Annotated in this window: 19 protein-coding genes and 1 pseudogene; 9 read left to right on the top strand and 11 right to left on the bottom strand. The window is 62.8% G+C overall.

Annotated features, from left to right (window positions below; all coding sequences use genetic code 11):
* The first annotated feature begins 8 nt into the window (after nucleotides 1–8).
* The gene (locus ACIGFL_RS06035) at nucleotides 9–1,802 is read left to right on the top strand and encodes an alkaline phosphatase family protein (RefSeq protein WP_397496455.1); all 1,794 of its coding nucleotides are present in this window, start codon (nucleotides 9–11) and stop codon (nucleotides 1,800–1,802) included.
* A gap of 277 nt (nucleotides 1,803–2,079) precedes the next feature.
* Here ACIGFL_RS06035 and ACIGFL_RS06040 read toward each other — a convergent pair whose 3' ends face one another.
* Nucleotides 2,080–2,355, bottom strand: coding sequence for a hypothetical protein (locus tag ACIGFL_RS06040; RefSeq protein WP_397496456.1), 276 nt, complete (start codon nucleotides 2,353–2,355; stop codon nucleotides 2,080–2,082).
* Between ACIGFL_RS06040 and ACIGFL_RS06045 the strand changes: the two are divergent.
* Nucleotides 2,342–2,572: pseudogene (locus ACIGFL_RS06045) on the top strand (IS5/IS1182 family transposase); the annotation flags it as partial. The gene ACIGFL_RS06040 and the pseudogene ACIGFL_RS06045 sit on opposite strands and share 14 nt — an antisense overlap.
* Before the next feature lie 113 nt (nucleotides 2,573–2,685).
* On the opposite strand, the gene ACIGFL_RS06050 reads toward ACIGFL_RS06045, so the two are convergent.
* The 7 genes from ACIGFL_RS06050 to ACIGFL_RS06080 form a co-directional block, all read right to left on the bottom strand.
* Complete coding sequence (locus tag ACIGFL_RS06050) at nucleotides 2,686–3,426, bottom strand: DUF6602 domain-containing protein (RefSeq protein ID WP_397496457.1); 741 nt, start codon at nucleotides 3,424–3,426, stop codon at nucleotides 2,686–2,688.
* A gap of 26 nt (nucleotides 3,427–3,452) precedes the next feature.
* Nucleotides 3,453–4,355, bottom strand: coding sequence for a CBASS oligonucleotide cyclase (locus tag ACIGFL_RS06055; protein ID WP_397496458.1), 903 nt, complete (start codon nucleotides 4,353–4,355; stop codon nucleotides 3,453–3,455).
* Nucleotides 4,355–4,858 (bottom strand): HORMA domain containing protein, encoded by a 504-nt coding sequence (locus ACIGFL_RS06060; protein ID WP_280282332.1) that lies wholly within the window; start codon nucleotides 4,856–4,858, stop codon nucleotides 4,355–4,357. Before ACIGFL_RS06060 ends, ACIGFL_RS06055 begins: the two co-directional genes overlap by 1 nt.
* Nucleotides 4,855–5,256 carry a hypothetical protein gene (locus ACIGFL_RS06065; RefSeq protein WP_397496459.1) on the bottom strand — a complete coding sequence of 134 codons (402 nt, stop codon included), beginning with the start codon at nucleotides 5,254–5,256 and terminating at the stop codon, nucleotides 4,855–4,857. Before ACIGFL_RS06065 ends, ACIGFL_RS06060 begins: the two co-directional genes overlap by 4 nt.
* Nucleotides 5,257–5,324: 68 nt before the next feature.
* Nucleotides 5,325–6,239, bottom strand: a complete 915-nt coding sequence (locus ACIGFL_RS06070; protein WP_397496460.1) for an AAA family ATPase — start codon at nucleotides 6,237–6,239, stop codon at nucleotides 5,325–5,327.
* Nucleotides 6,240–6,862: 623 nt separating this feature from the next.
* Nucleotides 6,863–8,113, bottom strand: coding sequence for a ribonucleotide-diphosphate reductase subunit beta (locus ACIGFL_RS06075; protein WP_397496461.1), 1,251 nt, complete (start codon nucleotides 8,111–8,113; stop codon nucleotides 6,863–6,865).
* 483 nt (nucleotides 8,114–8,596) lie between these two features.
* On the bottom strand, nucleotides 8,597–11,503 hold the full coding sequence (locus ACIGFL_RS06080) for a ribonucleoside-diphosphate reductase subunit alpha (RefSeq protein ID WP_397496462.1): 2,907 nt from the start codon (nucleotides 11,501–11,503) through the stop codon (nucleotides 8,597–8,599).
* Nucleotides 11,504–12,217: 714 nt separating this feature from the next.
* Between ACIGFL_RS06080 and ACIGFL_RS06085 the strand changes: the two genes are divergently transcribed.
* Both ACIGFL_RS06085 and ACIGFL_RS06090 read left to right on the top strand, forming a co-directional pair.
* The gene (locus tag ACIGFL_RS06085) at nucleotides 12,218–12,946 is read left to right on the top strand and encodes a response regulator (RefSeq protein ID WP_397496463.1); all 729 of its coding nucleotides are present in this window, start codon (nucleotides 12,218–12,220) and stop codon (nucleotides 12,944–12,946) included.
* Nucleotides 12,943–14,550, top strand: a complete 1,608-nt coding sequence (locus tag ACIGFL_RS06090; RefSeq protein WP_397496464.1) for an ATP-binding protein — start codon at nucleotides 12,943–12,945, stop codon at nucleotides 14,548–14,550. Before ACIGFL_RS06085 ends, ACIGFL_RS06090 begins: the two co-directional genes overlap by 4 nt.
* 72 nt (nucleotides 14,551–14,622) lie before the next feature.
* Here ACIGFL_RS06090 and ACIGFL_RS06095 read toward each other — a convergent pair whose 3' ends face one another.
* A complete protein-coding gene (locus tag ACIGFL_RS06095) occupies nucleotides 14,623–15,330 on the bottom strand; it encodes a 4'-phosphopantetheinyl transferase (protein WP_397496465.1) in 708 nt (235 codons plus the stop codon).
* A gap of 404 nt (nucleotides 15,331–15,734) precedes the next feature.
* Between ACIGFL_RS06095 and ACIGFL_RS06100 the strand changes: the two genes are divergently transcribed.
* Complete coding sequence (locus ACIGFL_RS06100) at nucleotides 15,735–17,609, top strand: MFS transporter (RefSeq protein WP_397496466.1); 1,875 nt, start codon at nucleotides 15,735–15,737, stop codon at nucleotides 17,607–17,609.
* Between the two features lie 215 nt (nucleotides 17,610–17,824).
* Here ACIGFL_RS06100 and sugE read toward each other — a convergent pair whose 3' ends face one another.
* Nucleotides 17,825–18,139: a quaternary ammonium compound efflux SMR transporter SugE gene (sugE, locus tag ACIGFL_RS06105; protein WP_021442940.1), complete on the bottom strand. Its 315-nt coding sequence runs from the start codon at nucleotides 18,137–18,139 to the stop codon at nucleotides 17,825–17,827.
* A gap of 146 nt (nucleotides 18,140–18,285) precedes the next feature.
* Complete coding sequence (locus tag ACIGFL_RS06110) at nucleotides 18,286–19,233, bottom strand: bile acid:sodium symporter family protein (protein ID WP_397496467.1); 948 nt, start codon at nucleotides 19,231–19,233, stop codon at nucleotides 18,286–18,288.
* A gap of 190 nt (nucleotides 19,234–19,423) precedes the next feature.
* Here ACIGFL_RS06110 and ACIGFL_RS06115 point away from each other — a divergent pair, with 190 nt between their 5' ends.
* The 4 genes from ACIGFL_RS06115 (at nucleotide 19,424) to ACIGFL_RS06130 (ending at nucleotide 23,786) form a co-directional block, all read left to right on the top strand.
* Nucleotides 19,424–20,677, top strand: coding sequence for an ABC transporter substrate-binding protein (locus ACIGFL_RS06115; RefSeq protein WP_397496468.1), 1,254 nt, complete (start codon nucleotides 19,424–19,426; stop codon nucleotides 20,675–20,677).
* A 173-nt stretch (nucleotides 20,678–20,850) separates the two neighbouring features.
* Entirely contained in the window at nucleotides 20,851–21,759 is a 909-nt protein-coding gene (locus tag ACIGFL_RS06120) for a carbohydrate ABC transporter permease (RefSeq protein ID WP_397496469.1), read from the top strand.
* Entirely contained in the window at nucleotides 21,752–22,630 is an 879-nt protein-coding gene (locus ACIGFL_RS06125; protein ID WP_397496470.1) for a carbohydrate ABC transporter permease, read from the top strand. Before ACIGFL_RS06120 ends, ACIGFL_RS06125 begins: the two co-directional genes overlap by 8 nt.
* Nucleotides 22,631–22,640: 10 nt before the next feature.
* On the top strand, nucleotides 22,641–23,786 hold the full coding sequence (locus tag ACIGFL_RS06130) for an ABC transporter ATP-binding protein (protein WP_397496471.1): 1,146 nt from the start codon (nucleotides 22,641–22,643) through the stop codon (nucleotides 23,784–23,786).
* Nucleotides 23,787–23,863: the final 77 nt, after the last annotated feature.

A 23,863-nucleotide genomic window follows, 5' to 3' on the forward strand; every position in this document is an offset into this window, starting at 1 on the left:
GGGTTATCATGACAAAGTTATTGCTAGGGCCTGTTCTGTCATTTCGTGGTGGCGCCGAGAAGGGAGAATGGAGAGTTAGCGCTCTGGTCGGTGTAGATGAAAAAGTCGGAGTTCCTAAAGTTGTAGTAGAGGGGAGGCAAGCGCCAGCTCCTGTGGTTTTATTGAAACATGGGAACAGCCTCTATTTTCGTTATGACCTTTCCTGTATACAGGGACAGGAAGAGCGACGAGTTGAATACAGCATCGAAGGTGTTGGCGAATCATGGCACTTCACGGTGCCAGGTAAAGACTATGCTCCGCGTATGGCTTATGTGTCATGTAATGGCTTCTCCGATCCAAGTAGTGTCCGCAAGCTTATAAAGTCTGAGAACTCCGTCTGGGAAGACCTGCTCTGTAATCATGATAAGAATGTTCGGCCTAAAGGTTATCAGTTAGACAAAGAGCAGTTGTGGCATGAGCCACGAACTCACGGGAAAGGCAACCAACGCTTTCATTTGCTGTTGATGGGTGGGGATCAAATTTACTTTGATTCGATTTGGGAGGATATCAAGTCTTTGAAGGAATGGATTGGTCTGCCTCGTGATAAGCAGTTGAAGTATAGTGTGAGCGCCGCGCTTGACCAGAAGATCGAGGCATATTACATCAAGCTTTACAGCGTTCGCTGGCTACCAAAAGAGCGTAACCCTTGGGGCGGGAAAGAGAAATCATTGGATGCCGCTCATGCTCTAGCGCGGATACCGACTGTGATGATGTGGGACGACCACGATATTTTCGACGGGTGGGGGTCTTATAGTGTAGAGATGCAGCGTAGTCCACTGTTTCAAAGATTGTTTCATCACGCTCGTCGCGCTTTTTGGGTGTTCCAGATGCAGCATGCTGCAGAGCTTCTTCCGGAGATGAAACGCCGAACCGATATAAGTGTTCGAATTGATGACCCTTTGTTTGAGCCCATCATGTGGTCCGAGGTGCTCAAGACAGACAATCTTGCATTGCCGATGCTGGACAAGCAACCTGGCTTTACCTTTACGCATGCGGTGGGGCCGGTGCGATTGGTTGTAGCGGATTTACGAACGGAGCGTTCTCAGGAGCAGGTGCTTGGCCCTGAAACATGGAGCTCACTGCAAGTCTGGCTGTCACGCATCGATCAGAATGATCGTAAGCATCCAGGCAAGGGTTGTCAGCACCTTTTGTTCATGTCGTCCGTTCCTGTGGTTCACCCCAAACTGTCGCTGGCCGAGGCATTCATGGATAGCTTTGGATCAGATCATGTCTTAGATAGTAGCGCTGATGATCTCAAGGACCATTGGACTCACGATGATCATGAAGGTGAGCGCAAGCGACTTATTGATACGTTACTCAAAACAGCCAAAGATAAGGCACTGCGGGTGACAATAGTTTCAGGTGACGTGCATGTCGCGGCGTGGGGCGTTGTCTACCGAAAGGATGTAGGGCCGAGTGAGAATTGGGCACAGATTCAGCAACTGACCTCTACTGCTGTGGTGCATCCTTCTTTAGTGTCTGTAACGGAACGCCTTTTCTTTCACGTACTAAATTCTGTGGCAAAGAGCAAGCAGGCATTAGATATAAATCTGAGTGCAGAAATGATGCTTTTTCCAGGATCAAACCGCTACGTAATGGCTGCGCGGAATTGGCTTTCTATTGAGCTTGATATTGGAGCAGGTGATCCTGCAGGATCCAAGCTTTGGGCTACGTGGCGGTGTGAAACCAAAACGTCGTTTACAAACCATCTTCTGGCAACAAATCCCGTGACGTGTGATTCAGAGCTTCGGCCGGGTAATTGAGGTAGATGTTGGAACGCGTAGCAGCCCACCCGGTGAGTGGTTCGATTAAATACCCGGGCCGGCTTGGGCTCTGCGCTACCCTCGCGCGTTGCTGCTATCTGCAGCCACTGAAGACCGGAAGGGTAGGCGCTTTGTCTCTCCTTGCGGAAGAGCCGTGTCGCAGGGGGCTTTCTCAGGCTCAACCCGCGACGTTTCGGTTGCCTTGATCTGCTCTTTACAATGGCGGGCTTCGAACCTACGGCTTTGCTAACTGTAAACCATGTAAAAGCGTTCGAGATTATTTGAGCCTGAGAGCGTTTCGCCACTCTGGTGCTTGCCACTCCCAGACAAATACTGATTCGAAGGTCTTCGGTAGGAGAGTGCGACCAATCTCAACACTTGCGCACTGGAGGGTTGCAGGATGTATGTGCAAATGACGCACGCCTGCGCGAATTAGCTGCATCAGGAAGGAATTGAACTCCCGACGAAAAGCCTGCACGTGAGCCTCCGTGCGAATGATGCCTCGATTAGGGGCTACCGCCCGAAATTCGACCGTTTCAAAGCTGGGTGCCATGGCCAAGCAAGCGCGGGACGCGATGGGCGTGGAGTCACTGTCGCTGATCGAGGCTACTTCAAGAGCGAGGAAATCCTAGCCTGCCACGGCGGGCATCAGTGCCTTCGTACCCAAGATCAGGGCCTCAGCTGCCGCCGCAGCGGGTCGTTTCAGTCGCGATGACTTCATTTACGACGCGGCCCACAACGAGTACCGCTGTCCAACCGGAGAACGCCTGCGACCTGGTGGAGCCCAAAGCAAAATATCTGTGCCTTTGCGCGGCGCGCTCACGAACAAGAAAGTGCATCAATTGCTAGATAGCAGAAGCCAGCCGCTGAATTGCTGAAATTTCTATCTATTTATTACCGTGGCATAGGCGGCCCAATCAATGGCCGGTACCGTCCCAAGAGATTGCAGTTTGGATAGCAGCCGAAAGAGAAAGTAAATTAGGGCCCCTTCCGATGGCACGGTCTTCAGGTCCCCCCCGAATAAGTCAAATGCACCGTCATCCAAGGCGCATCCGCAATCGAGCCTTTCCAGTTCGCTGGTTGGCAGGTGTTTCTGGAACGATTCGCCCAAACCGTCAACCCAACTGGATTTAGGCGCAACTATCCCCGCCAGAATTGGGAACAGTGCCTTGGGTTGGTAGGTGCCGCCGGCGTGCGCTATGGCCACCGAGGTCCGATGTAGTTTGCGTACGGAGGCCGCCTTGTTGCCAGCGTACTCAAGATAGCTCTTGTCGAAGTGGGGCTTAGATTCAAACACTGCATAGACCGCTTCGGCGGGAATGTAGCGGTGCTTCTGTTGGTCAAGCAACGTGGGCGTGAAATGCCGATCGAAAACCACGACATCAATCTGTTCGCTGCGATTACCGAGGCTATCGATGACAAAGCCCGTAGCCACTTCGTAGCGGTCTGGTAAATATGCCCGGAATACCTCTATCCAATGGTCTTCGTAAACTGCACCCTTAGTGCCAGCATGCTCAATGGATTGTGTGGCTCGCTTGATTTTTAAGGCCAGTTCGGCCTGGACATCGACAAACGCCTCCTTCATCCAGGCGGTATCGGCAGCTTGCTCTTTCTTCGTGGCCATGTGGTTCTCCCTGGATTCTGGCGCGTTTACGACAGCGGAAATTTGGGGCCGAACAGGGTGCGCCAGGCGCGCAAGGCCTCACCGTTGCGACCACGGCGCGCATGGTCGATGGCAATGGAGGCCTCGTTGCTCGCTGCGCGCAGAAGCTCTTGTGCACGCCGCTTGCGCGCGTCATCCATGTCGTTGCTGATGGCCGGTCCAAGTCCGGCCGGGTCAGGCCATGCATCAAGGGTTCGGTCGGCAAGCGTCGAGAAAAATGCCTGGATCTCACGGTCAAACGAACCGCCCCATCCCCCGTATAAGCACTCCAGCGCCATGACCTCAATCAGAAACGAGGGTTTCACTGGCTTGTCGCTGCCATGCTTGGGATTGTTGTTCCAGTACTTGACCATCCGGACCAAGCCTTTCCACTCGCTGCCATAAGCTTGGTGTGCGGCGACGGCTTTACTGGCATGTATCTCGGGGTCTGTCTTGATCCACTTGCCAGAAGCGGAATCGGGAATTTCATATTCACTACCGGTATCAAAGGCAGGCACGGCGTCGATGCTGACAATCCGGTAGTCGGTGTTGTCCTCGGCGTCGATAACTACCCCAAAGTCTACGTTGACCGAACGAGCCTGCTTGCGTACCGAATCCTTGCCATACTTCTCAGCTAGGGCAGCATGGAAATCGTCCAGCACTACCGATGCGGCCTTGCCATGGTAGTGCTCCTCGGACTCCTTCAGCACAAAGAAGATATCAATGTCCTTAAGCGGTTTAGTCTTCGTGTGGCGCGCGTAGGACCCCGTCAGGAAGCTGCGCGCAATACCGAATTTCGTTCCCAGATAGTCACGCACCTCGTTCTGACGTTGGGAGGCGTTCTTTTGCTCGCGATCGTTCAGTTCCAGTCGAGATTTGAATTTTCGAAAAGCTTCATCAGTGGTCAACATTAGCGTTGCCTCCAGTAGCCGGCTTGGCCTCCCAAACCGTTGTGTTCGACCGTTGTTCCGAGACTCTGCTTGACCATGCCATCAGTTGACCGGTAACTCCCCTTGCTCCAGCCGGGAACATCCGGACGCCCCTGCTTGGTATGGAGCATCAGTTGGTACTTGGCTTGGGACGGCATAAGCCCGGCTTTGCGGATCGCGTACTGCAGCTGCTCCGTGTCGGTCCAGAAACTGCCATCGCCCGAGGAAGACCAGCTGTAGACAATGTCGATGTCCCAACGGGTAATCAGCGTGTCAGTCGTCGGGTTGTAGATTTCGAGAACAACCCGCTCCAGGTCTCCGGAATCCAGCCAAGTTTTCACAGCTAACAGGTTGCTGGACCAGCCCTCGACGAAATTTGACGGATCAAGCCCGCTGAGCCGGATGATGTCTTTCAGGCTCTTGAGGATATTGTCAGCCACATAAGTAACGGAATGGGTGTACGAGTAGGTAGCAACAGCGCTCATGATTTCAGGAAACCTCCCACATCCAAGGTGAGCGACTCCGCCCGGGCGTCCGTATCGCTGCCAGTCGAAATGCCGAGGGAAAGATCTCGGGCAGTGATTCGGCTGCTGTGCTTCTTCAACGCTGTTTGCACCCATTCCAAATCGTCCTTCTGGCAGGGGAGTGATATGGCCCAGCTGCCTTTCAGAGGGTCGAAACCCAGGGTGTCCTCATTCGCGTCGCCACCTTCAATGGCGTCCTCGTCATAAAGGCAGTAAATGCGTGTGCGCGGCCCGTCGCAGGTCACAATGATGGGGGCGGTCCGAGGCGCCTGGTCAGTTATCAAGCTGGCAGCGATCCCGCTGACCGCTCGCAACTCTTGGCGAGCCTCTCCGTCCCTGCCCTGGATAAGCAGTTCCACGATGGCGCTCCATGAGGCGTTAGCATCGCGATGTGGGGAGCTCCGAAACGTACGGCTGGCGACGGTGCTCATTTGCGCTTCTCTCCTTGAGTGCGGTGTGCCTTGGCGTACTTGATGGCTTGCAGTAGGTCTCCAATTGACACAGCATTCGGATTGATAGCGATCTGAGGACTTGCCGCCAGCGCGTTGGCGACCACTTTACGGATGGCGCGACCGTCAAGGCCTTCGCACTCGGCAGCGCAGGCGTTGAACTCGGGAGACTCGATGAGCTTGCCTACGTCTGGGAAGGTCTTTGCCAACCCATTCAGGCAGTCTTTCAGAATCTGCCGACAAGCCTCGGAGCCAGGCAATGGAATTTCCATGATGAGGTCGCACCTGGACATGAAGGCGCTGTCCACGGCTTGGGGAAAGTTACTGGTTGCTACGAACTGCAGATTTGGGTATTGCTCTGCCAGCAAGTCCAACTGCACCAGAACCGCATCGGTCGCCCGGTGAACATCGACCGGATTCGCTTCTAAGCTGAGCTTGGCGCGGTCGGCTGCCAAGGTTTCGACTTCGTCGAGCAGGATGATGGTTGGACCAGCGGCCGCCGACTCGGCAATGGATTGGGCGAACAAGTCGGATACTGCACGCTGAGTCTTGCCCATAGCCGAGCTGGTCAGGGAGTGTGGCTCGACCTCCAGCAATCGGAACTTGTTGGAGTTAAAAGACTCAGCCACCCGGTGAGCTAGACTACGCGCCAACGTGGTCTTGCCTGTGCCCGGAGGCCCGACTAGCAGGATCACGCCGTGCAGGGGCAAAACACTTCGAGCCACTTTGGACCGGACCGTGAAATTCACGACGGCCTGGGACAACAGTTGGCGTTTGTGCGTTTCGTCGAGCACGATGGAGTCCCAATGGGCGCCCAGCGTGGAATCGGGCAAGCTCCAGATTCGCTGGATACCTTTAGGTAATTGGTCGCTCTCGAAGTTTGGCTTAGTCATGCATTCGTCCTTTCAGGTGACTATGAGTCAGGAGCGGCTTGCGCCGCCCCTGAGCGGGTTACTGCTTCACAAAGAAACAGAAGGGGCGCCCATCTTTGCGACGCACCTCTTTACCGCTCCGCCAGTGCTTGAAGGACATGCAGAACACAGCCTTGAAGCCGGGCGGTGGAGTGGGGGTTTCGCTCATCGCGTATACCTCTCATCCGAGAAGCCGTTGACACCGCCCGTTCCTTGACCATAATCACTCGGCGCATTTCCCCAAATGCCAGAGCGATTGACGTCAAACCTCAGTCGCGGCCCGCGCTGGCAGGCTTCCACCACCAGCGCGGTTAAGACCCCCCGACAACCGTTGCACCGGTTGCGCGCGGGGGTCTTGTATCTCTCCCTTCCTTTCTTGGCTATCTCTCGATAGCGGGCGCGCCCGTGCGCCATCCCCATCAGTTTCTAGTTACTGTTATGCCCGAATTCCTTGGGCTCTATGGTCTTGCCCGTGCTGCCGCGCCACCCTGAGGTGGCTGTGCCGCTGCCCTCCCCAGGGCAGCGGCGGCGCACCGTCTCGGTGCGCCGTTTCAACATTTAGTGAAAAAATTTCAATGTTTGTTGAAAACCTACGGACCCAGAAATCAATCCCAGCTCAACGCTCCACCAGTCTGATACTCGATCACGCGGGTCTCGAAGAAGTTCTTCTCCTTCTTCAGGTCCATGATCTCGCTCATCCAGGGGAAGGGGTTGGTGGTGCCCGGGTATTCTTCCTTCAGGCCGATCTGGGTCAGGCGGCGGTTGGCGATGAACTTGAGGTAGTCCTCCATCATCGCGGCGTTCATGCCCAGTACGCCGCGCGGCATGGTGTCGCGGGCGTATTCGATCTCCAGCTGGGTGCCCTGCAGGATCATCTGGGTCGCTTCGTCCTTCATCTGCGCGTCCCACAGGTGCGGGTTCTCGATCTTGATCTGGTTGATCACGTCGATGCCGAAGTTCAGGTGCATGGATTCGTCGCGCAGGATGTACTGGAACTGCTCGGCGACGCCGGTCATCTTGTTGCGGCGGCCCATGGAGAGGATCTGGGTGAAGCCGCAGTAGAAGAAGATGCCTTCCAGCACGCAGTAGTAGGCGATCAGGTTGCGCAGCAGTTCCTTGTCGGTCTCCACGGTGCCGGTGTTGAACTGCGGGTCGGAGATGGCGCGGGTGTACTTCAGGCCCCAGCTGGCCTTCTTCGCCACGCTCGGGATCTCGTGGTACATGTTGAAGATCTCGCCTTCGTCCATGCCCAGCGATTCGATGCAGTACTGGTAGGCGTGGGTGTGGATCGCCTCTTCGAAGGCCTGGCGCAGGATGTACTGGCGGCATTCGGGGTTGGTGATCAGGCGGTACACGGCCAGGGCCAGGTTGTTGGCCACCAGGGAGTCGGCGGTGGAGAAGAAGCCGAGGTTGCGCATGACGATGCGGCGCTCGTCCTCGGTGAGGCCGTCGGCGCTCTTCCACAGGGCGATGTCGGCGTTCATGTTGACCTCTTGCGGCATCCAGTGGTTGGCGCAGCCGTCGAGGTATTTCTGCCAGGCCCAGTCGTATTTGAAGGGCACCAGCTGGTTGAGGTCGGCGCGGGCGTTGATCATGCGCTTCTGGTCGACCTGCACGCGGGCGGCGGAGCCTTCCAGTTCGTCCAGGCCTTCCTGGATGTCGAGCTGGTCGAGCGCGGCCTTGGCGCGGGCGACCGCGGCGCTGTCGTCGGCGGCGACGGCGCGGGCTTCGTGGGCGGCGGCGTCGCCGGCCTGGTCGAGCTTGTCGAGGCTCATGTCCGCGACCTGCGGGTTGTGCTTGCTTGCGGCGGCTGCTTCGGCGCCGTCTTCCTTGTCGAATTCATCCCAGCTCAGCATGGCTTGGCTCCTGCGTGAGGGCCGGTGAAAGGCCGGCCTGTATGGATATACAGATGTTTTGATTATGTTCCGTTGCGTACAGCGCGCAAGGGCAAAACGGGTACCGCTGGTCAGGGCGGCGGCGGGTGGCCTGCTGCTCTGGCCGGTGCCCCTCGACCCGGTGGGGAGAAGGGGCGGGAATGCTTGGGGAGGGGCTGTTCTGGTTGCTGTAGCAGCGGGTCGTTCCGCGAGATGCGCGGCTGAAGCCGCTCCTACAGGGCGCAATAGAACAGCTTTTTCCTCTCCCTAACCCCGCTCCCGCAAGCGGGAGAGGGGATAGAACGTTGTGTAGCTTTAGAGCTTTATCAGACTTTCGAGCGCGTAGCTGAGCGAGTGAGCGCTAGGCGCCTGGTAGGTCGGAGCCCCTGAGCGTACGACTGTACGTGATGGGGGCCGACCTGCCAGGCAACAACGCGCGCGCCGCTCAGATCCGCGCGCCTGCCATCACTGACAAGCTTCGCAGTCTGGCTCGTCGATGGCGCACGCCTTGGGTACTGGGGCCGGCGCCGGGGCGGCTTGCTCCGGGGCCTTGGCCGGTGCGGCGCTAAGGCCGCTGTCGCCACCACTGGACACCGCGTTGAGCTTGCCGGTGTTGATGGTGGACTTCTCGGTGCTGGTGGCGGCCAGGGCACGGAGGTAGTAGGTGGTTTTCAGGCCACGGTACCAGGCCATGCGGTAGGTCACGTCCAGCTTCTTGCCGCTGGCGCCGGCGATGTACAGGTTCAGCGACTGGGCCTGGTCGATCCACTTCTGGCGGCGGCTGGCGGCGTCGACGATCCACTTGGTCTCCACCTCGAAGGCGGTGGCGTAGAGGTCTTTCAGGTCCTGCGGGATGCGCTCGATCTGCTGCACGGAGCCGTCGTAGTACTTCAGGTCGTTGACCATGACCGGGTCCCACAGGCCGCGGTTCTTCAGGTCGCGCACCAGGTAGGGGTTGATCACGGTGAACTCGCCGGAGAGGTTCGACTTCACGTAGAGGTTCTGGTAGGTCGGCTCGATCGACTGCGACACGCCGGTGATGTTGGCGATGGTCGCGGTCGGCGCGATGGCCATGATGTTGGAGTTGCGGATGCCTTTCTGCACGCGCTCGCGCACCGGCGCCCAGTCCAGCGACTCGGTCAGGTCGACGTCGATGTACTTCTGGCCGCGGGCCTCGATCAGGATCTGCTGCGAGTCCAGCGGCAGGATGCCCTTGCTCCACAGCGAACCCTCGAAGGTGGAGTAGGCGCCGCGCTCGTCGGCCAGGTCGCAGGAAGCCTGGATGGCGTAGTAGCTGACCGCTTCCATGGACTTGTCGGCGAAGTCGACGGCGGCATCGGAGCCGTAGGGGATGTGCTGCAGGTACAGCGCATCCTGGAAACCCATGATGCCCAGGCCGACCGGGCGGTGCTTGAAGTTGGAGTTCTGCGCCTGCGGCACGCTGTAGTAGTTGATGTCGATGACGTTATCGAGCATGCGTACAGCGGTCTTGACGGTCTTCTCCAGCTTGGCGGTGTCCAACTTGCCGTCGACGATGTGGTTGACCAGGTTCACCGAACCCAGGTTGCACACGGCGATCTCGTCCTTGTTGGTGTTCAGGGTGATCTCGGTGCACAGGTTGGAGCTGTGCACCACGCCCACGTGCTGCTGCGGGCTGCGCAGGTTGCACGGGTCCTTGAAGGTCAGCCAGGGGTGGCCGGTCTCGAACAGCATCGAGAGCATCTTGCGCCACAGGTCCTTGGCGGCGATGGTCTTGAACAGCTTGATCTTGCCGTACTCGCAGAGGGCTTCGTAGTACTCGTAGCGCTCCTCGAAGGCCTTGCCGGTCAGGTCGTGCAGGTCCGGCACTTCGCTCGGGCTGAACAGGGTCCAGGGGCCGTCGTCGAACACGCGCTTCATGAACAGGTCGGGAATCCAGTTGGCGGTGTTCATGTCGTGGGTGCGGCGGCGGTCGTCGCCGGTGTTCTTGCGCAGCTCGAGGAATTCCTCGATGTCCATGTGCCAGGTTTCCAGGTAGGCGCACACCGCGCCCTTGCGCTTGCCACCCTGGTTGACCGCCACGGCGGTGTCGTTGACCACCTTGAGGAAGGGCACGACGCCCTGGGATTTGCCGTTGGTGCCCTTGATGTAGGAGCCCAGCGCGCGCACCGGGGTCCAGTCGTTGCCCAGGCCGCCGGCGAATTTGCTCAGCATGGCGTTGTCGTGGATGGCGCTGTAGATGCCCGACAGGTCGTCCGGCACGGTGGTCAGGTAGCAGGACGACAGTTGCGGACGCAGGGTGCCGGCGTTGAACAGGGTCGGGGTGGACGCCATGTAGTCGAACGAGGACAGCAGGTTGTAGAACTCGATGGCGCGGTCTTCGCGGTTCTTCGGCTCTTCGATGGCCAGGCCCATGGCCACGCGCATAAAGAAGATCTGCGGCAGTTCGAAACGCACGCCGTCCTTGTGGATGAAGTAGCGGTCGTACAGGGTCTGCAGGCCCAGGTAGGTGAACTGCTGGTCGCGCTCGTGGTTGATCGCGGCGCCCAGCTTGGCCAGGTCGTAGCCCTTGAGCTTGGCGTCGATCAGCTCGAACTCCACGCCCTTTTCCACGTAGGCGGGCAGCGCCTTGGCGTACAGCTCGGCCATTTCGTGGTGGGTGGCGCTGGCGGCCACGCCGAGGAAGCTCAGGCCTTCGGCGCGGATGTTGTCCATCAGCAGGCGGGCGGTGACGTAGCTGTAGTTCGGTTCGCGCTCGACCAGGGTACGGGCGGTCATCACCAGGGCGGTGTTGACGTCCTTCTCATTGACGCCGTCGTAGAGGTTCTTCAGGGTTTCGCGCTCGATCAGCGCGCCGTCGACTTCGGCCAGGCCTTCGCAGGCTTCGCTGATGATGGTCTGCAGGCGGCCCATGTCCAGCGGCTGCAGGCTGCCGTCGGCGGCGGTGATGCGGATGCTCGGGTGCGGCTGGGCGATTTCGCCGGCGCTGGCGTTCTTGCGCTTGGCGGCCTGGGCTTCGCGGTAGATCACGTAGTCGCGGGCGACCTTCTGCTCGCCGGCGCGCATCAGAGCCAGTTCGACCTGGTCCTGGATCTCTTCGATATGGATGGTGCCGCCGGACGGCATGCGGCGCTTGAAGGTGGCGGTGACCTGCTCGGTCAGGCGCGCGACGGTGTCATGGATACGCGACGAGGCGGCGGCGGTGCCGCCTTCCACTGCGAGGAACGCCTTGGTGATGGCCACGGTGATCTTGTCGTCGGTGTAGGGAACGACGGTGCCGTTACGCTTGATCACGCGCAGCTGGCCGGGCGCGGTGGCGGCCAGATCCGGGGTGGAATCGGCGCTCTGCGGCACGCTGGCCGGCGAGTTCTCGCGAGAAGTGTCGGTATGCATGAGATTCTCCACGTTTCTAGTTTATTTAGGCACGGCAAAAAAGTCCGTGCTCATTCCATTGTCGAACCCCATGTGCGGAAAGGCCGCCCATGGAGGGGAAGTACCATTTTGGTGCGAAGGCGCATGTGGCTGACCAGCTCCTGGGCTTCCTTGTATGCGGGGGTGGTCATTGATACCTGACCACAATCCCTAGTGTTCTGCTGTAACGAAAGCACTCACACAGATGACGCTAAAAAATCCGCAGCTGCGCACTTGGGCTATGTCAGCGTTCAGTGCTGTCGGTGACGGAGAAGAGCTGCACTTTGCGTGCCGGAAAAGTCTCCTTGTGAGATGCCTTTAGAGGAAAGGCATGTCCGTGATGAAGACAAGCTAGACCCTACATATGGTGTTAAAAGCCTAACTGGGCACGCAATGTAGTGGTTGATCCGGGTTCTGGCAAGGCGAGGAGGGAAGGTTTTTGCTGCCGCTGTGGATAAGTCTGTGGGTAGGTCTGTGGATCATGCTGTGAAAAGATTTATGGGGGAGCTGCACGCTCTGGCCTATCCAGTGCGCCATGCCGCTGGTCGCAAATTTTCTGCCGATTTGGCTCGATCACAGAGATTAGCCAAACACAATATCTAGTGTTTCACATGTCGGTTCATATGCCCCTTGAGCACCTCGGTTGGCTACAATGCCGGCATTTTCCGGTCGCGGCAGTCGAGAGAGGATGAGGGCGTGGAACAAGAAGCGTGGCAGATCCTGATTGTCGAGGACGACCAGCGCCTGGCGCAGTTGACCCGTGAATACCTCGAAGGCAACGGCCTGCGCGTAGCCATCGAGGCCGACGGCGCCCTGGCGGCGGCGCGGATTTTGGCCGAGCAGCCGGACCTGGTGATCCTCGACCTGATGCTGCCCGGCGAGGATGGCCTGAGTATCTGCCGCAAGGTGCGCGCCGGCTACCCGGGGCCGATCCTGATGCTCACCGCGCGCACCGACGACATGGACCAGGTGCTGGGCCTGGAGATGGGTGCCGACGATTACGTGTGCAAGCCGGTGCGCCCGCGCGTGCTGCTGGCGCGCATCCGCGCCCTGCTGCGGCGTCGCGAGGGCGTCGAGGCCGAGCGCGACGACGAGGGCCAGCCGCGGCGCCTGCAGTTCGGCCCGCTGGCCATCGACAACGCCATGCGCGAGGCCTGGCTGGGCGAGCAGGGCATCGAGCTGACCAGCGCCGAGTTCGACCTGCTCTGGCTGCTGGCGGTCAACGCCGGGCGCATCCTCTCGCGCGAGGAAATCTTCACCGCCCTGCGCGGCATCGAGTACGACGGCCAGGACCGCTCCATCGACGTGCGCATCTCGCGCATCCGGCCGAAGATCGGCGACGACCCGATGCACCCGCGGCTGATCAAGACGGTACGCAGCAAGGGCTACCTGTTCGTCGCCGAGGCGGCGCAGGCCATGGCATGAACTCCATCTTCCTGCGCATCTACGGCGGCATGCTGGCCGCCCTGGTGCTGGTGGCGCTGCTCGGCGTCGGCACCCTGCACCTGGTCAACGAGGTGCGCGCCGACCAGTACCGCGAGGGCCTGGCGCGCGGCACCTTCCGCCTGATGGCGGATAACCTGGCGCCGATGAACGAAGTGGAGCGCAAGCGCGCCCTGGCGGTCTGGTCGCGCCTGCTCGGCATCCCGCTCAGCCTGCAGAGCCTGGATCAGGCGCAGCTCGACAGCAGCGCGCGCAACCGCCTGCAGCGCGGGCAGATCCTGGTGCAGCAGACCGGGCCGCACTCGGCCAAGGTCCACGGCCTGCTCAGCGAGCACGAGCCGCTGCTGCTGACCGGCGAGATCCAGCAGATCAGCGAGCAGCTGGCGCGCGCCACTAACTACCTGCTGATCGACGAGCTGATCCGCCACCCGGTGGACGAGCAGCCCAGGCGCCTGGCCGAGCTGAAGGCGGCCAAGCAGTTCGGCTTCGACCTGCGTCTGGTGCGCCTGCAGGACGCCGGTCTCGACCTCGACCAGCGTCGCCGCATCGACGAGGGCGACACGGTGATGGCCCTCGGCAAGGGCGGCGACTCCATCCATGTGTTCTCCGGCATAGTCGATACGCCCTGGGTGCTGGAGATCGGCCCGCTGTACCAGATGAACCCCTACCCGCCGCAGCTGCTGGTGCTGATCGGCGCCCTCGGCCTGAGCCTGATCGGCCTGATCGTCTACCTCCTGGTGCGCTCGCTGGAGCAGCGCCTGCGCGGCCTGGAAGGCGCCGCCACGCGCATCGCCAGCGGCCGCCTGGATGCCCGCGTGCCGGCCCGCGGCGCCGACTCGGTGGGGCGCCTGGCGAGCAGTTTCAACGCCATGGCCGAGCACCTGCAAAGCTCGCTGAGCATCCAGCGCGAGCTGGTGCGCGCGGTGTCCCACGAGCTGCGCACGCCGGTGGCGCGGCTGCGCTTCGGCCTGGAGATGATCGCCGATGCGGGCAGCGAGGCGGCGCGGCGCAAGTACATGGACGGCATGGACAGCGATATCCAGGACCTCGACAAGCTGGTCGACGAGATGCTCACCTACGCGCGCCTGGAGCAGGGCTCGCCGGCGCTGAACTTCCAGCAGGTCGAGCTGCAGGCGCTGATCGACCAGGTGATCGAGGAGCTGGCGCCGCTGCGCGCCAGCGTGCGGGTCGAGCGCGGGGCGACCCTCAGCGTGCAGGAAGACGGCACCTGCTGGGTCGAAGCCGAGCCGCGCTACCTGCACCGGGCGCTGCAGAACCTGGTGAGCAACGCCATGCGCTACGCCGAGTCGCGCGTGCTGATCAGCTGCCAAGTGGGCCACAAGCGCTGCCGCATCGACGTCGAGGACGACGGCCCGGGCGTGCCCGAGGAGGCCTGGGAGCGGCTGTTCAGCCCCTTCCTGCGCCTGGACGACAGCCGTACCCGCGCCTCCGGCGGGCATGGCCTGGGGCTGTCCATCGTGCGACGGATCATCTACTGGCACGGCGGCCGCGCGCAGATCGGTTGCAGCGCCAGCCTCGGCGGCGCGCGTTTCAGCCTGGTGTGGCCGCGGCGTCAGGGCGAGTAGGGCGGCGGCCGGCGCTGGGCCTGGTGCGCACGGCCTAGGCGGCCCCGCGACAGCCTACGAGCCGCGCACCGCTTATAAGGCAGGTACGGCCACCAGGCTCAAGACCTTGCCCTCGAACAGCACGAACTGGCCGTCCAGCTCGACGCCGGCGCGCCAGTCGGGGCTGAGGTCGAGCAGCAGGCGCAGGCGCGCGCCGTCCTGATCGGCGCTGAGCACTTCGGCATCCTGGAAATAGAAGCGGGTCAGGGTCAGCGGGTAGAGCGCCTTGAACAGGCTTTCCTTGAGCGAGAAGCTCAGGCCGATGCGCTGGGCGCGGGCCGCGTCGTCCAGGCCGTCGAGGTGCTCCAGCTCTGCCGGGGTGAGGATCTCGCCCTGCAGGCGCAGGGCGCGCTCGACGGGCAGCTGCTGCTCCACGTCCAGGCCGATGGCGCGCCACTGCCGGGCATGGCCGACCAGCGCCGCGGCCCAGCCGTCGCCGTGGGTGATGGAGCCGGTTACGCCGCCCGGCCACTGCGGCGCACGGTCGGCGCCGACGGCCGGCACGCAGGCCACGCCGGTCAGCCGTCGCAGCGCCTCGCGGGCGCACAGGCGGCCGGCCAGGTATTCGCTCTGGCGCTTGGCCACGCCGCGCACCGGGGCGATATCGCAGCGGACGAAGTCGTCCGCGGCCAGTCGCGCCGGGTCGAAGCGGGTGCTGATCAGCCGCGTGCCGGGCAGCGGGCGGGGCAGTGGGTCGTGGTCGTCGAGGGGGCTGCAGCAGGCGGGGTGGTAGGCGTTCATGGCGTGATTGTGCCGCGGCGCGGACCGCCCAGTCATCCGCCGTTTACATTTCTTTGCAGGCAGGTAACAAAGCTAAACGGACGCTGCTCGGGGCTTTTGTCAGACTGGCCAGGCATTCCCCAGGGAGTGCAGGTGAGGTTGTAGTCAGTGCCTGGCACTGACGTTTTCTCCGAGTTCGAGAACGGTAGCCCGATTGGGCTGCCGTTTTTTTTGGGCGCTGCGTAGGGTGGATCACGCTTCACCGATCCACCGCTCTGGTGGATGTAAAAAGCGACATCCACCCTACGGCCTCCACCTCATGGTGCGGGGTGGTTATCGCCATCGCATTTGTCCTGTGGCTTTCGCCGGGGCAATTGCAGTCAAATGCCTGTGCGGGCAATCCGGCCCCGCGAGGACCATGGACGATGACCCAACAATCGCAATTCGCCCTGCTCGGCAAGAAGCGCTTCTTGCCGTTCTTCCTGACCCAGCTGCTTGGCGCCTTCAACGACAACATCTTCAAGCAGTCGCTGATTCTCGCCATCCTGTTCAAGCTCAACACCGGCGCCGACCGCGATCTGCTGGTCAACCTCTGCGCGCTGCTGTTCATCCTGCCGTTCTTCCTGTTCTCCGCCCTTGGCGGCCAGTTCGGCGAGAAGTTCGCCAAGGACGCCCTGATCCGCAAGATCAAGCTGGCCGAGGTGTTCATCATGCTCGCCGGCGCCGCCGGGGTGCTGCTCGACAGCCTGCCCTTGATGCTCGCCGTGCTGTTCGCCATGGGCACCCAGTCGGCGCTGTTCGGCCCGGTGAAGTATTCGATCCTGCCGCAGCACCTGAAGGAGGAGGAGCTGGTGGGCGGCAACGCCCTGGTGGAGATGGGCACCTTCCTGGCCATTCTCGCCGGCACCATCGGCGCCGGGGTGATGATGGCCAGCAGCAGCTACGCGGCCATAGTCGCCGGTTCGGTGGTCGGCGTGGCGCTGCTCGGCTACCTGGCCAGCCTCGGCATCCCGCGCGCGGCGGCGGCGATGCCGACGCTGCCGCTGGACTGGAACATCCTGCGCCAGTCCTGGCTGATCATGAAGCTCGGCCTCGGCCAGCGTCCGGCGGTGTCGCGCTCGCTGGTGGGCAACTCCTGGTTCTGGTTTCTCGGCGCCATCTACCTGACGCAGATTCCGGCCTACGCCAAGCAGTGGCTGCACGGCGACGAGAGCGTGGTGACGCTGATCCTCACCGTGTTCTCGCTCGGCATCGGCCTGGGTTCGATGCTCTGCGAGCGCATGAGTGGGCACAAGGTGGAGATCGGCCTGGTGCCGTTCGGCTCCATCGGCCTGACCCTGTTCGGCATGCTGCTGTGGTGGTTCTCCGGCGGTTTTCCCCAGGGCGCCGCGCCGCACGACTGGCTGGCGCTGCTGGGCCATGGCCAGGCCTGGTGGATTCTCGGCTGCATTCTCGGCATCGGCCTGTTCGGCGGCTTCTATATCGTGCCGCTGTATGCGCTGATCCAGTCGCGCACCGCCGAGCACGAGCGGGCACGGGTGATCGCCGCCAACAACATCCTCAACGCGCTGTTCATGGTGGCCTCGGCCATAGTCGCGATCCTCTTTCTCAGCGTCGCCGGGCTGTCGATTCCGCAGCTGTTTCTGGTGGTGTCGCTGATGAACGTGGCGGTCAACAGCTACATCTTCAAGATCGTCCCCGAGTTCAGCATGCGCTTTCTCATCTGGCTGCTGGGCCATTCGATGTACCGGGTCGAGCACAAGGGGCTCGACGCCATCCCCGACGAGGGCCCGGCGGTGCTGGTGTGCAACCACGTGTCCTTCGTCGACGCGCTGCTGATCGGCGGCGCGGTGCGGCGGCCGGTGCGCTTCGTCATGTACTACAAGATCTACGACCTGCCGCTGCTCAACTTCATCTTCCGCACCGCCGGCACCGTGCCGATCGCCGGGCGCAACGAGGACCTGCTGATCTACGACGCGGCGTTCAAGAAGATCGCCGAGTACCTGCGCAATGGCGAGCTGGTGTGCATCTTCCCCGAGGGCAAGCTGACCGGCGACGGCGAGCTCAACGAGTTCAAGGCCGGCATCGAGCGCATCCTCGAGGAGAACCCGGTGCCGGTGATTCCCATGGCGTTGCGCGGGCTGTGGGGCAGCTTCTTCAGCCGCGACCCGCGCAAGGGCCCGTTCAAGCGCCTGTGGTCGCGGGTGTGCCTGGTGGCCGGCGCGCCGCTGGCGCCGGAGCTGGCGCGGCGCGAGGTGTTGCAGGCACAGGTGGCCGAGTTGCGTGGCGATTGGCGGTAGCGAACGCTCGTGTGGGAGGGGCTTTCGGCTCGGGCATCCTGATTCGCAATCCACAGGGATGTGGTGAATGCCGCAGCCCGTAGGCGACCCCATGGATGGGGGAGGTAGGAAAAACGCCGGGAGCGTTTTCGAGAACGGGCGCGGCGCTGCCTCCTGCATCCATGCAGTCGCAGCCGCGATTCGCCGCCAAAGCGCCTCTCACGGAGCGGGCGTCCTCAATGGCTCAGCTTGAGCCCGACCAGCCCGCAGAGAATCAGCGCCACGCTGGCCAGGCGCAGCAGCGCCATCGATTCGCCGAACAGGACGATGCCGGCGATCACCGTGCCCACTGCGCCGACGCCGGTCCAGATGGCGTAGGCGGTGCCCAGCGGCAATTCCTTCATGGCCAGGCCGAGCAGGCCGAGGCTGATGACGATGGCGGCGACGGTGAGCAGGCTGGGCAGGGGACGGGTGAAGCCGTCGGTGTATTTCAGGCCGACGGCCCAGCCGACTTCGAACAGGCCGGCGAGCAGCAGAATGATCCAGGACATGATGACCTCCAGTGGGGACTGAAGGGGCCGTCCCCGGGATGATTCATCGCCGTTGCGGCAATGCGGAGGTCGTCCTCGCGTCGTGCAGTATTCTGCACATCTTCGAGGCCGGGGCAAGCTGCCCCGGATCAACGGAAGTTTTTGATTCAGCTGGCGCTTTTATCGGAATCCTGACTCATCCGACGATAAACCGTGGCCAGCAGCGGGCCGGACAGGTTGTGCCAGACGCTGAACAGCGCGCTGGGCACCGCCGCCAGCGGGCTGAAGTGGGCGCTGGCCAGCGCCGCGCCGAGGCCGGAGTTCTGCATGCCGACCTCGATCGACAGGGTCTTGCGCTGCGCCAGCGGCATGCCGAACAGGCGCCCGGCCAGGTAGCCGAGCCCCAGGCCGATGCCGTTGTGCAGCATCACCACCGCCATGATCAGCAGGCCGGATTCGGCGATCTTGCCCTGGCTGGCGGCCACCACCGCGGCGACGATGGCGACGATGCACACCACCGAGATCAGCGGCAGCACCTCCACCGCGGTCTTCACCCGCTCGCCGAGCAGGCGCTGGGCGATCAGGCCGAGGACGATGGGCAGCAGCACCATCTTGAGGATCGAGACGAACATGGCGCCGAACGACACCGGCAGCCATTCCGAGGCCAGCAGCCAGATCAGCGCCGGGGTGACGAGCGGGGCGAGCAGGGTGGTCACCGCGGTGATCGACACCGACAGCGCCAGGTCGCCGCGGGCGAACCAGGTGATGACGTTGGAGGCGGTGCCGCCGGGGCAGCAGCCGACCAGGATCACCCCGACGGCGATTTCCGCCGGCAGGCCGAAGGTCTGGCACAGCACCCAGGCCACCGCCGGCATGATGCTGAACTGCGCCAGCACGCCGAGCAGCACCGCCAGCGGGCGCCGCGCCACTTCCCTGAAGTCCGCGCCCTTGAGGGTCAGGCCCATGCCGAACATGATCAGCCCGAGCAGCGGTACTATCCACGCCGTCACCGGCAGGAACCAGCTCGGCTGGAAGAACGCCAGCACGGCGAACAGCAGCACCCAGAGGGCGAAACTGTTGCCGATAAAGCGGCTGAGGGCGATCAGTGCATGCATGGAAGTGGTCCCCGGCAGTGGTGCAAAGCCGGCAAGCCTACCAGCCCGTGGGCTGGCCCGCTTATGTAACCATTCGGTGACCTTTCTTCATCCCTTCGTTACCCGCCGCGGCCAAGGCCGTGGTTAGACTCGATTCCAGCGCAAGCACCACGACTTGCCCGCGAATAACAACAACAAGGTGCCTTATCCCATGAAAGCGATCTCTCGCCTGACCTGTGCTATCTCCCTCGCTGCCCTGTTGCCCCTGTCCGCCTCCGCCGGCGAAGTCGAAGTGCTGCACTGGTGGACCTCCGGTGGCGAAAAGCGCGCCGCCGATACCCTGCAGAAACTGGTCGAAGCCCAGGGCCACAGCTGGAAGGACTTCGCCGTCGCCGGTGGCGGTGGCGAAGCGGCCATGACCGTGCTGAAGACCCGCGCCGTGTCCGGCAATCCGCCCGCCGCCGCGCAGATCAAGGGCCCGGATATCCAGGAGTGGGGCGAGCTGGGCCTGCTCGCCGATCTCAACGGCGTCGCCGCCGAGCAGAACTGGGACGGCCTGCTGCCGCCGCAGGTGGTGGAGGTGATGAAGTACCAGGGCGACTACGTGGCGGTGCCGGTCAACGTGCACCGGGTCAACTGGCTGTGGATCAACCCGCAAGTGTTCGCCAAGGCCGGCGCCACGCCGCCGACCACCCTCGACGAATTCTTCGCCGCCGCCGACAAGCTCAAGGCCGCCGGCTTCATTGCCATCGCCCATGGCGGCCAGCCCTGGCAGGACGGCACCGTGTTCGAGGACCTGGCGTTCAGCATTCTCGGCGCCGAGGGCTTTCGCAAGGCCTTCGTCGAGCAGGACCGCGCCACCCTGACCGGGGCCAAGATGGTCGAGGTGTTCGCCGCCCTGCAGAAGCTGCGCGGCTATATCGACGCCGACGCCGCCGGGCGCGACTGGAACAGCGCCACCGGCCTGGTGATCGACGGCAAGGCCGGCATGCAGATCATGGGCGACTGGGCCAAGAGCGAGTGGACCGCCGCCGGCAAGGTCGCCGGCAAGGACTACCAGTGCCTGGCCTTCCCCGGCACCCAGGGCAGCTTCGCCTTCAACATCGACTCGCTGGCGATGTTCAAGCTGAGCGACGCCGACAACCGCAAGGCCCAGGAAGACCTGGCGCGCACGGTGATGGGCACCGAGTTCCAGGAGTTCTTCAACCAGAACAAGGGCTCGATCCCGGTGCGCATGGATCAGGACATGAGCAGCTTCGACGCCTGCGCGCAGAAATCCATGGCCGACTTCAAGGAGGCCGCCGCCGGCGGTGGTCTGCAGCCGAGCCTGGCCCACGGCATGGCCGCCTCCAGCTACGTGCAGGGCGCGGTGTTCGACGTGGTGACCAACTTCTTCAACGACCCCAAGGCCGACCCGCAGAAGGCTGCCCAGCAACTGGCGGCGGCGATTCAGGCGGTGCAGTGAGCACTCGGGCCGCCTAGGCGGCCCTTCCCCCAGGGCGGGTGTAACCCGCCGGTTTCAAGCCTGTGATCCCAGGCGCATGCCCGTAGGCCTGCGCCACGGGATCGGCCGCGCCGCGTTTCCCTCCTTCAGGGGCAATGGGGCCGGCCGTGCAACCCGCAACAACGGAGTGATCCATGAGTTCAAACGCAGTCTTCGCCAAAGCCTCACCGCTGGACGCCCTGCAACGCTGGCTGCCCAAGCTGGTGCTGGCGCCGAGCATGGTCATCGTGCTGGTGGGCTTCTACGGCTACATCGGCTGGACCTTCCTGCTGTCGTTCACCAACTCGCGCTTCATGCCCAGCTACAACTTCGTCGGGCTGCAGCAGTACGCGCGGCTGTGGGACAACGACCGCTGGTGGGTGGCGAGCCAGAACCTGCTGGTCTATGGCGGCCTGTTCATCGCCATCAGCCTGGTCATCGGCGTGCTGCTGGCGGTGCTGCTGGACCAGCGCATCCGCCGCGAAGGCTTTATCCGCACCATCTTCCTCTATCCCATGGCGCTGTCGATGATCGTCACCGGCACCGCCTGGAAGTGGCTGCTCAACCCCGGCCTGGGCCTGGACAAGCTGCTGCGCGACTGGGGCTGGGAGGGCTTTCGCTTCGACTGGCTGGTGGACCCGGAGCGCGTCGTCTACTGCCTGGTGATGGCCGCGGTGTGGCAGTCCTCCGGCTTCGTCATGGCGCTTTTTTTGGCTGGTTTGAGAGGGGTGGATCAGTCGATCATCCGCGCCGCCCAGGTCGACGGCGCCAGCCTGCCGAGCATCTACCTGCGTATCGTGCTGCCGAGCCTGGGCCCGGTGTTCTTCAGCGCGCTGATGATCCTCGCCCATATCGCCATCAAGAGCTTCGACCTGGTCGCCTCGATGACCGCCGGCGGCCCCGGCTACGCCTCCGACCTGCCGGCGATGTTCATGTACGCCCACACCTTCACCCGCGGCCAGATGGGCCTCGGCGCGGCCAGCGCGATGCTGATGCTCGGCGCGGTGCTGGCGATCCTGGTGCCCTACCTGTATTCCGAACTGCGAGGCAAACGCCATGACTGATTCTGTCCTCGATGCGCGCCTGGCGCCGCGCCCCGTGCCCCGGGTGAAGGCCTTCAGCCTCAGCCGCCTGGCCATCCATGCCACCCTGATCCTGGCTTGCGCGGTGTACCTGGTGCCGCTGCTGGTGATGCTGCTGACCAGCTTCAAGACCCCGGACGACATCCGCAGCGGCAACCTGCTGTCGATTCCGGACGTGTTCACCCTGATCGGCTGGGTCAAGGCCTGGGACGGCGTCGGCGGCTACTTCTGGAACTCGGTGAAGATCACCATCCCGGCGGTGCTGATCTCCACCCTGCTCGGCGCGCTGAACGGCTACGTGCTGGCCATGTGGCGCTTTCGCGGCTCGCAGCTGTTCTTCGGCCTGCTGCTGTTCGGCTGCTTCCTGCCGTTCCAGGTGATCCTGCTGCCGGCGTCCTTCACCCTCGGCCAGCTCGGCCTGGCCAACACCACCGAAGGCCTGGTGCTGGTGCACGTGGTCTACGGCCTGGCCTTCACCACGCTGTTCTTCCGCAACTTCTACGTGAGCATTCCCGAGGCGCTGGTGCGCGCCGCGCGCCTCGACGGCGCGGGGTTCTTCACCATCTTCGCGCGCATCCTGCTGCCGATGTCGGTGCCGACCATCATGGTCTGCCTGATCTGGCAGTTCACCCAGATCTGGAACGACTTCCTGTTCGGTGTGGTGTTCGCCAGCGGCGACACCCAGCCGATCACCGTGGCGCTGAACAACCTGGTCAACACCAGCACCGGGGCCAAGGAATACAACGTCGACATGGCCGCGGCGATGATCGCCGGGCTGCCCACCCTGCTGGTCTACATCCTGGCCGGTAAGTACTTCCTGCGCGGCCTGACGGCCGGCGCCGTCAAAGGTTGAGGTAATAACCATGGCTACCCTCGAACTGCGCAACGTCAACAAGTCCTACGGCAGCGGCCTGGCGGACACCCTGAAGAACATCGAACTGGCCATCGACTCCGGCGAGTTCCTGATCCTGGTCGGCCCCTCCGGCTGCGGCAAATCCACCCTGATGAACTGCATCGCCGGCCTGGAGGACATCAGCGGCGGGGCGATCCTGGTGGACGGCGCCGACATCAGCGGCATGAGCCCGAAGGATCGCGACATCGCCATGGTGTTCCAGTCCTACGCGCTGTACCCGACCATGACGGTGAAGGACAACATCGCTTTCGGCCTGAAGATCCGCAAGCTGCCGCCGGCCGAGATCGAGGCCGAGGTGGCGCGCGTGGCCAAGCTGCTGCAGATCGAGCACCTGCTGGGGCGCAAGCCCGGCCAGCTGTCCGGCGGCCAGCAGCAGCGCGTGGCCATGGGCCGGGCGCTGGCGCGGCGGCCGAAGATCTACCTGTTCGACGAACCGCTGTCGAACCTCGACGCCAAGCTGCGCGTGGAGATGCGCACCGAGATCAAGCTGATGCACCAGCGCCTGAAGACCACCACGGTGTACGTCACCCACGACCAGATCGAAGCCATGACCCTGGGCGACAAGGTGGCGGTGATGAAGGACGGCATCATCCAGCAGTTCGGCACCCCGCAGGAGATCTACAACGACCCGGCTAACCAGTTCGTCGCCAGTTTCATCGGTTCGCCGCCGATGAACTTCATCCCGCTGCGCCTGCAGCTGCGCGACGGCCAGTGTTTCGCCGTGCTTGAATCCGGGCAGGCGCGCTGCGAGCTGGCCCTGGGCGCGGCGGCGGAGCTGGAAGGGCGCGAGCTGATCCTCGGCGTGCGCCCCGAGCAGATCCAGCTGGCCGGCGCCGGCTCGACGCTGCCGAGCCTGCGCGCCGAGGTCGAGGTGGTCGAGCCGACCGGCCCGGACACCCTGGTATTCGTCAGCCTCAACCAGACCAAGGTGTGTTGCCGCCTGGCGCCGGACGCCGCGCCGCAGGCCGGCGCCAGCCTCGATCTGCAGTTCGATCCGGCCCGCGTGCTGCTGTTCGACGCCGGCAGCGGCGAGCGCCTGCGTCCGGGAAAGCGTCAGGCCGCTGAGGGCAAGGTGGCGCAGTTGAAGAGAGGTTGAGCCACGCCGCGGTATCGGCGCGCCTTATCCCGTAGGGTGCGCACCCAGGCAATGGAAAAAGCCGACGCTGCGGCGGC

This window comes from Pseudomonas sp. NPDC077649 (genome assembly GCF_044542855.1).
Taxonomy (GTDB): domain Bacteria; phylum Pseudomonadota; class Gammaproteobacteria; order Pseudomonadales; family Pseudomonadaceae; genus Aquipseudomonas.

Coding starts and splice junctions, on each gene's coding strand:
- ACIGFL_RS06040 (WP_397496456.1), bottom strand. CDS start 2,355: ATGGCACCCAGCTTTGAAACGGTCGAATTTCGGGCGGTAGCCCCTAAT.
- sugE (WP_021442940.1), bottom strand. CDS start 18,139: ATGTCCTGGATCATTCTGCTGCTCGCCGGCCTGTTCGAAGTCGGCTGG.
- ACIGFL_RS06090 (WP_397496464.1), top strand. CDS start 12,943: ATGAACTCCATCTTCCTGCGCATCTACGGCGGCATGCTGGCCGCCCTG.
- ACIGFL_RS06035 (WP_397496455.1), top strand. CDS start 9: ATGACAAAGTTATTGCTAGGGCCTGTTCTGTCATTTCGTGGTGGCGCC.
- ACIGFL_RS06110 (WP_397496467.1), bottom strand. CDS start 19,233: ATGCATGCACTGATCGCCCTCAGCCGCTTTATCGGCAACAGTTTCGCC.
- ACIGFL_RS06055 (WP_397496458.1), bottom strand. CDS start 4,355: ATGTTGACCACTGATGAAGCTTTTCGAAAATTCAAATCTCGACTGGAA.
- ACIGFL_RS06070 (WP_397496460.1), bottom strand. CDS start 6,239: ATGACTAAGCCAAACTTCGAGAGCGACCAATTACCTAAAGGTATCCAG.
- ACIGFL_RS06120 (WP_397496469.1), top strand. CDS start 20,851: ATGAGTTCAAACGCAGTCTTCGCCAAAGCCTCACCGCTGGACGCCCTG.
- ACIGFL_RS06115 (WP_397496468.1), top strand. CDS start 19,424: ATGAAAGCGATCTCTCGCCTGACCTGTGCTATCTCCCTCGCTGCCCTG.
- ACIGFL_RS06130 (WP_397496471.1), top strand. CDS start 22,641: ATGGCTACCCTCGAACTGCGCAACGTCAACAAGTCCTACGGCAGCGGC.
- ACIGFL_RS06095 (WP_397496465.1), bottom strand. CDS start 15,330: ATGAACGCCTACCACCCCGCCTGCTGCAGCCCCCTCGACGACCACGAC.
- ACIGFL_RS06080 (WP_397496462.1), bottom strand. CDS start 11,503: ATGCATACCGACACTTCTCGCGAGAACTCGCCGGCCAGCGTGCCGCAG.
- ACIGFL_RS06125 (WP_397496470.1), top strand. CDS start 21,752: ATGACTGATTCTGTCCTCGATGCGCGCCTGGCGCCGCGCCCCGTGCCC.
- ACIGFL_RS06050 (WP_397496457.1), bottom strand. CDS start 3,426: ATGGCCACGAAGAAAGAGCAAGCTGCCGATACCGCCTGGATGAAGGAG.
- ACIGFL_RS06075 (WP_397496461.1), bottom strand. CDS start 8,113: ATGCTGAGCTGGGATGAATTCGACAAGGAAGACGGCGCCGAAGCAGCC.
- ACIGFL_RS06100 (WP_397496466.1), top strand. CDS start 15,735: ATGACCCAACAATCGCAATTCGCCCTGCTCGGCAAGAAGCGCTTCTTG.
- ACIGFL_RS06060 (WP_280282332.1), bottom strand. CDS start 4,858: ATGAGCGCTGTTGCTACCTACTCGTACACCCATTCCGTTACTTATGTG.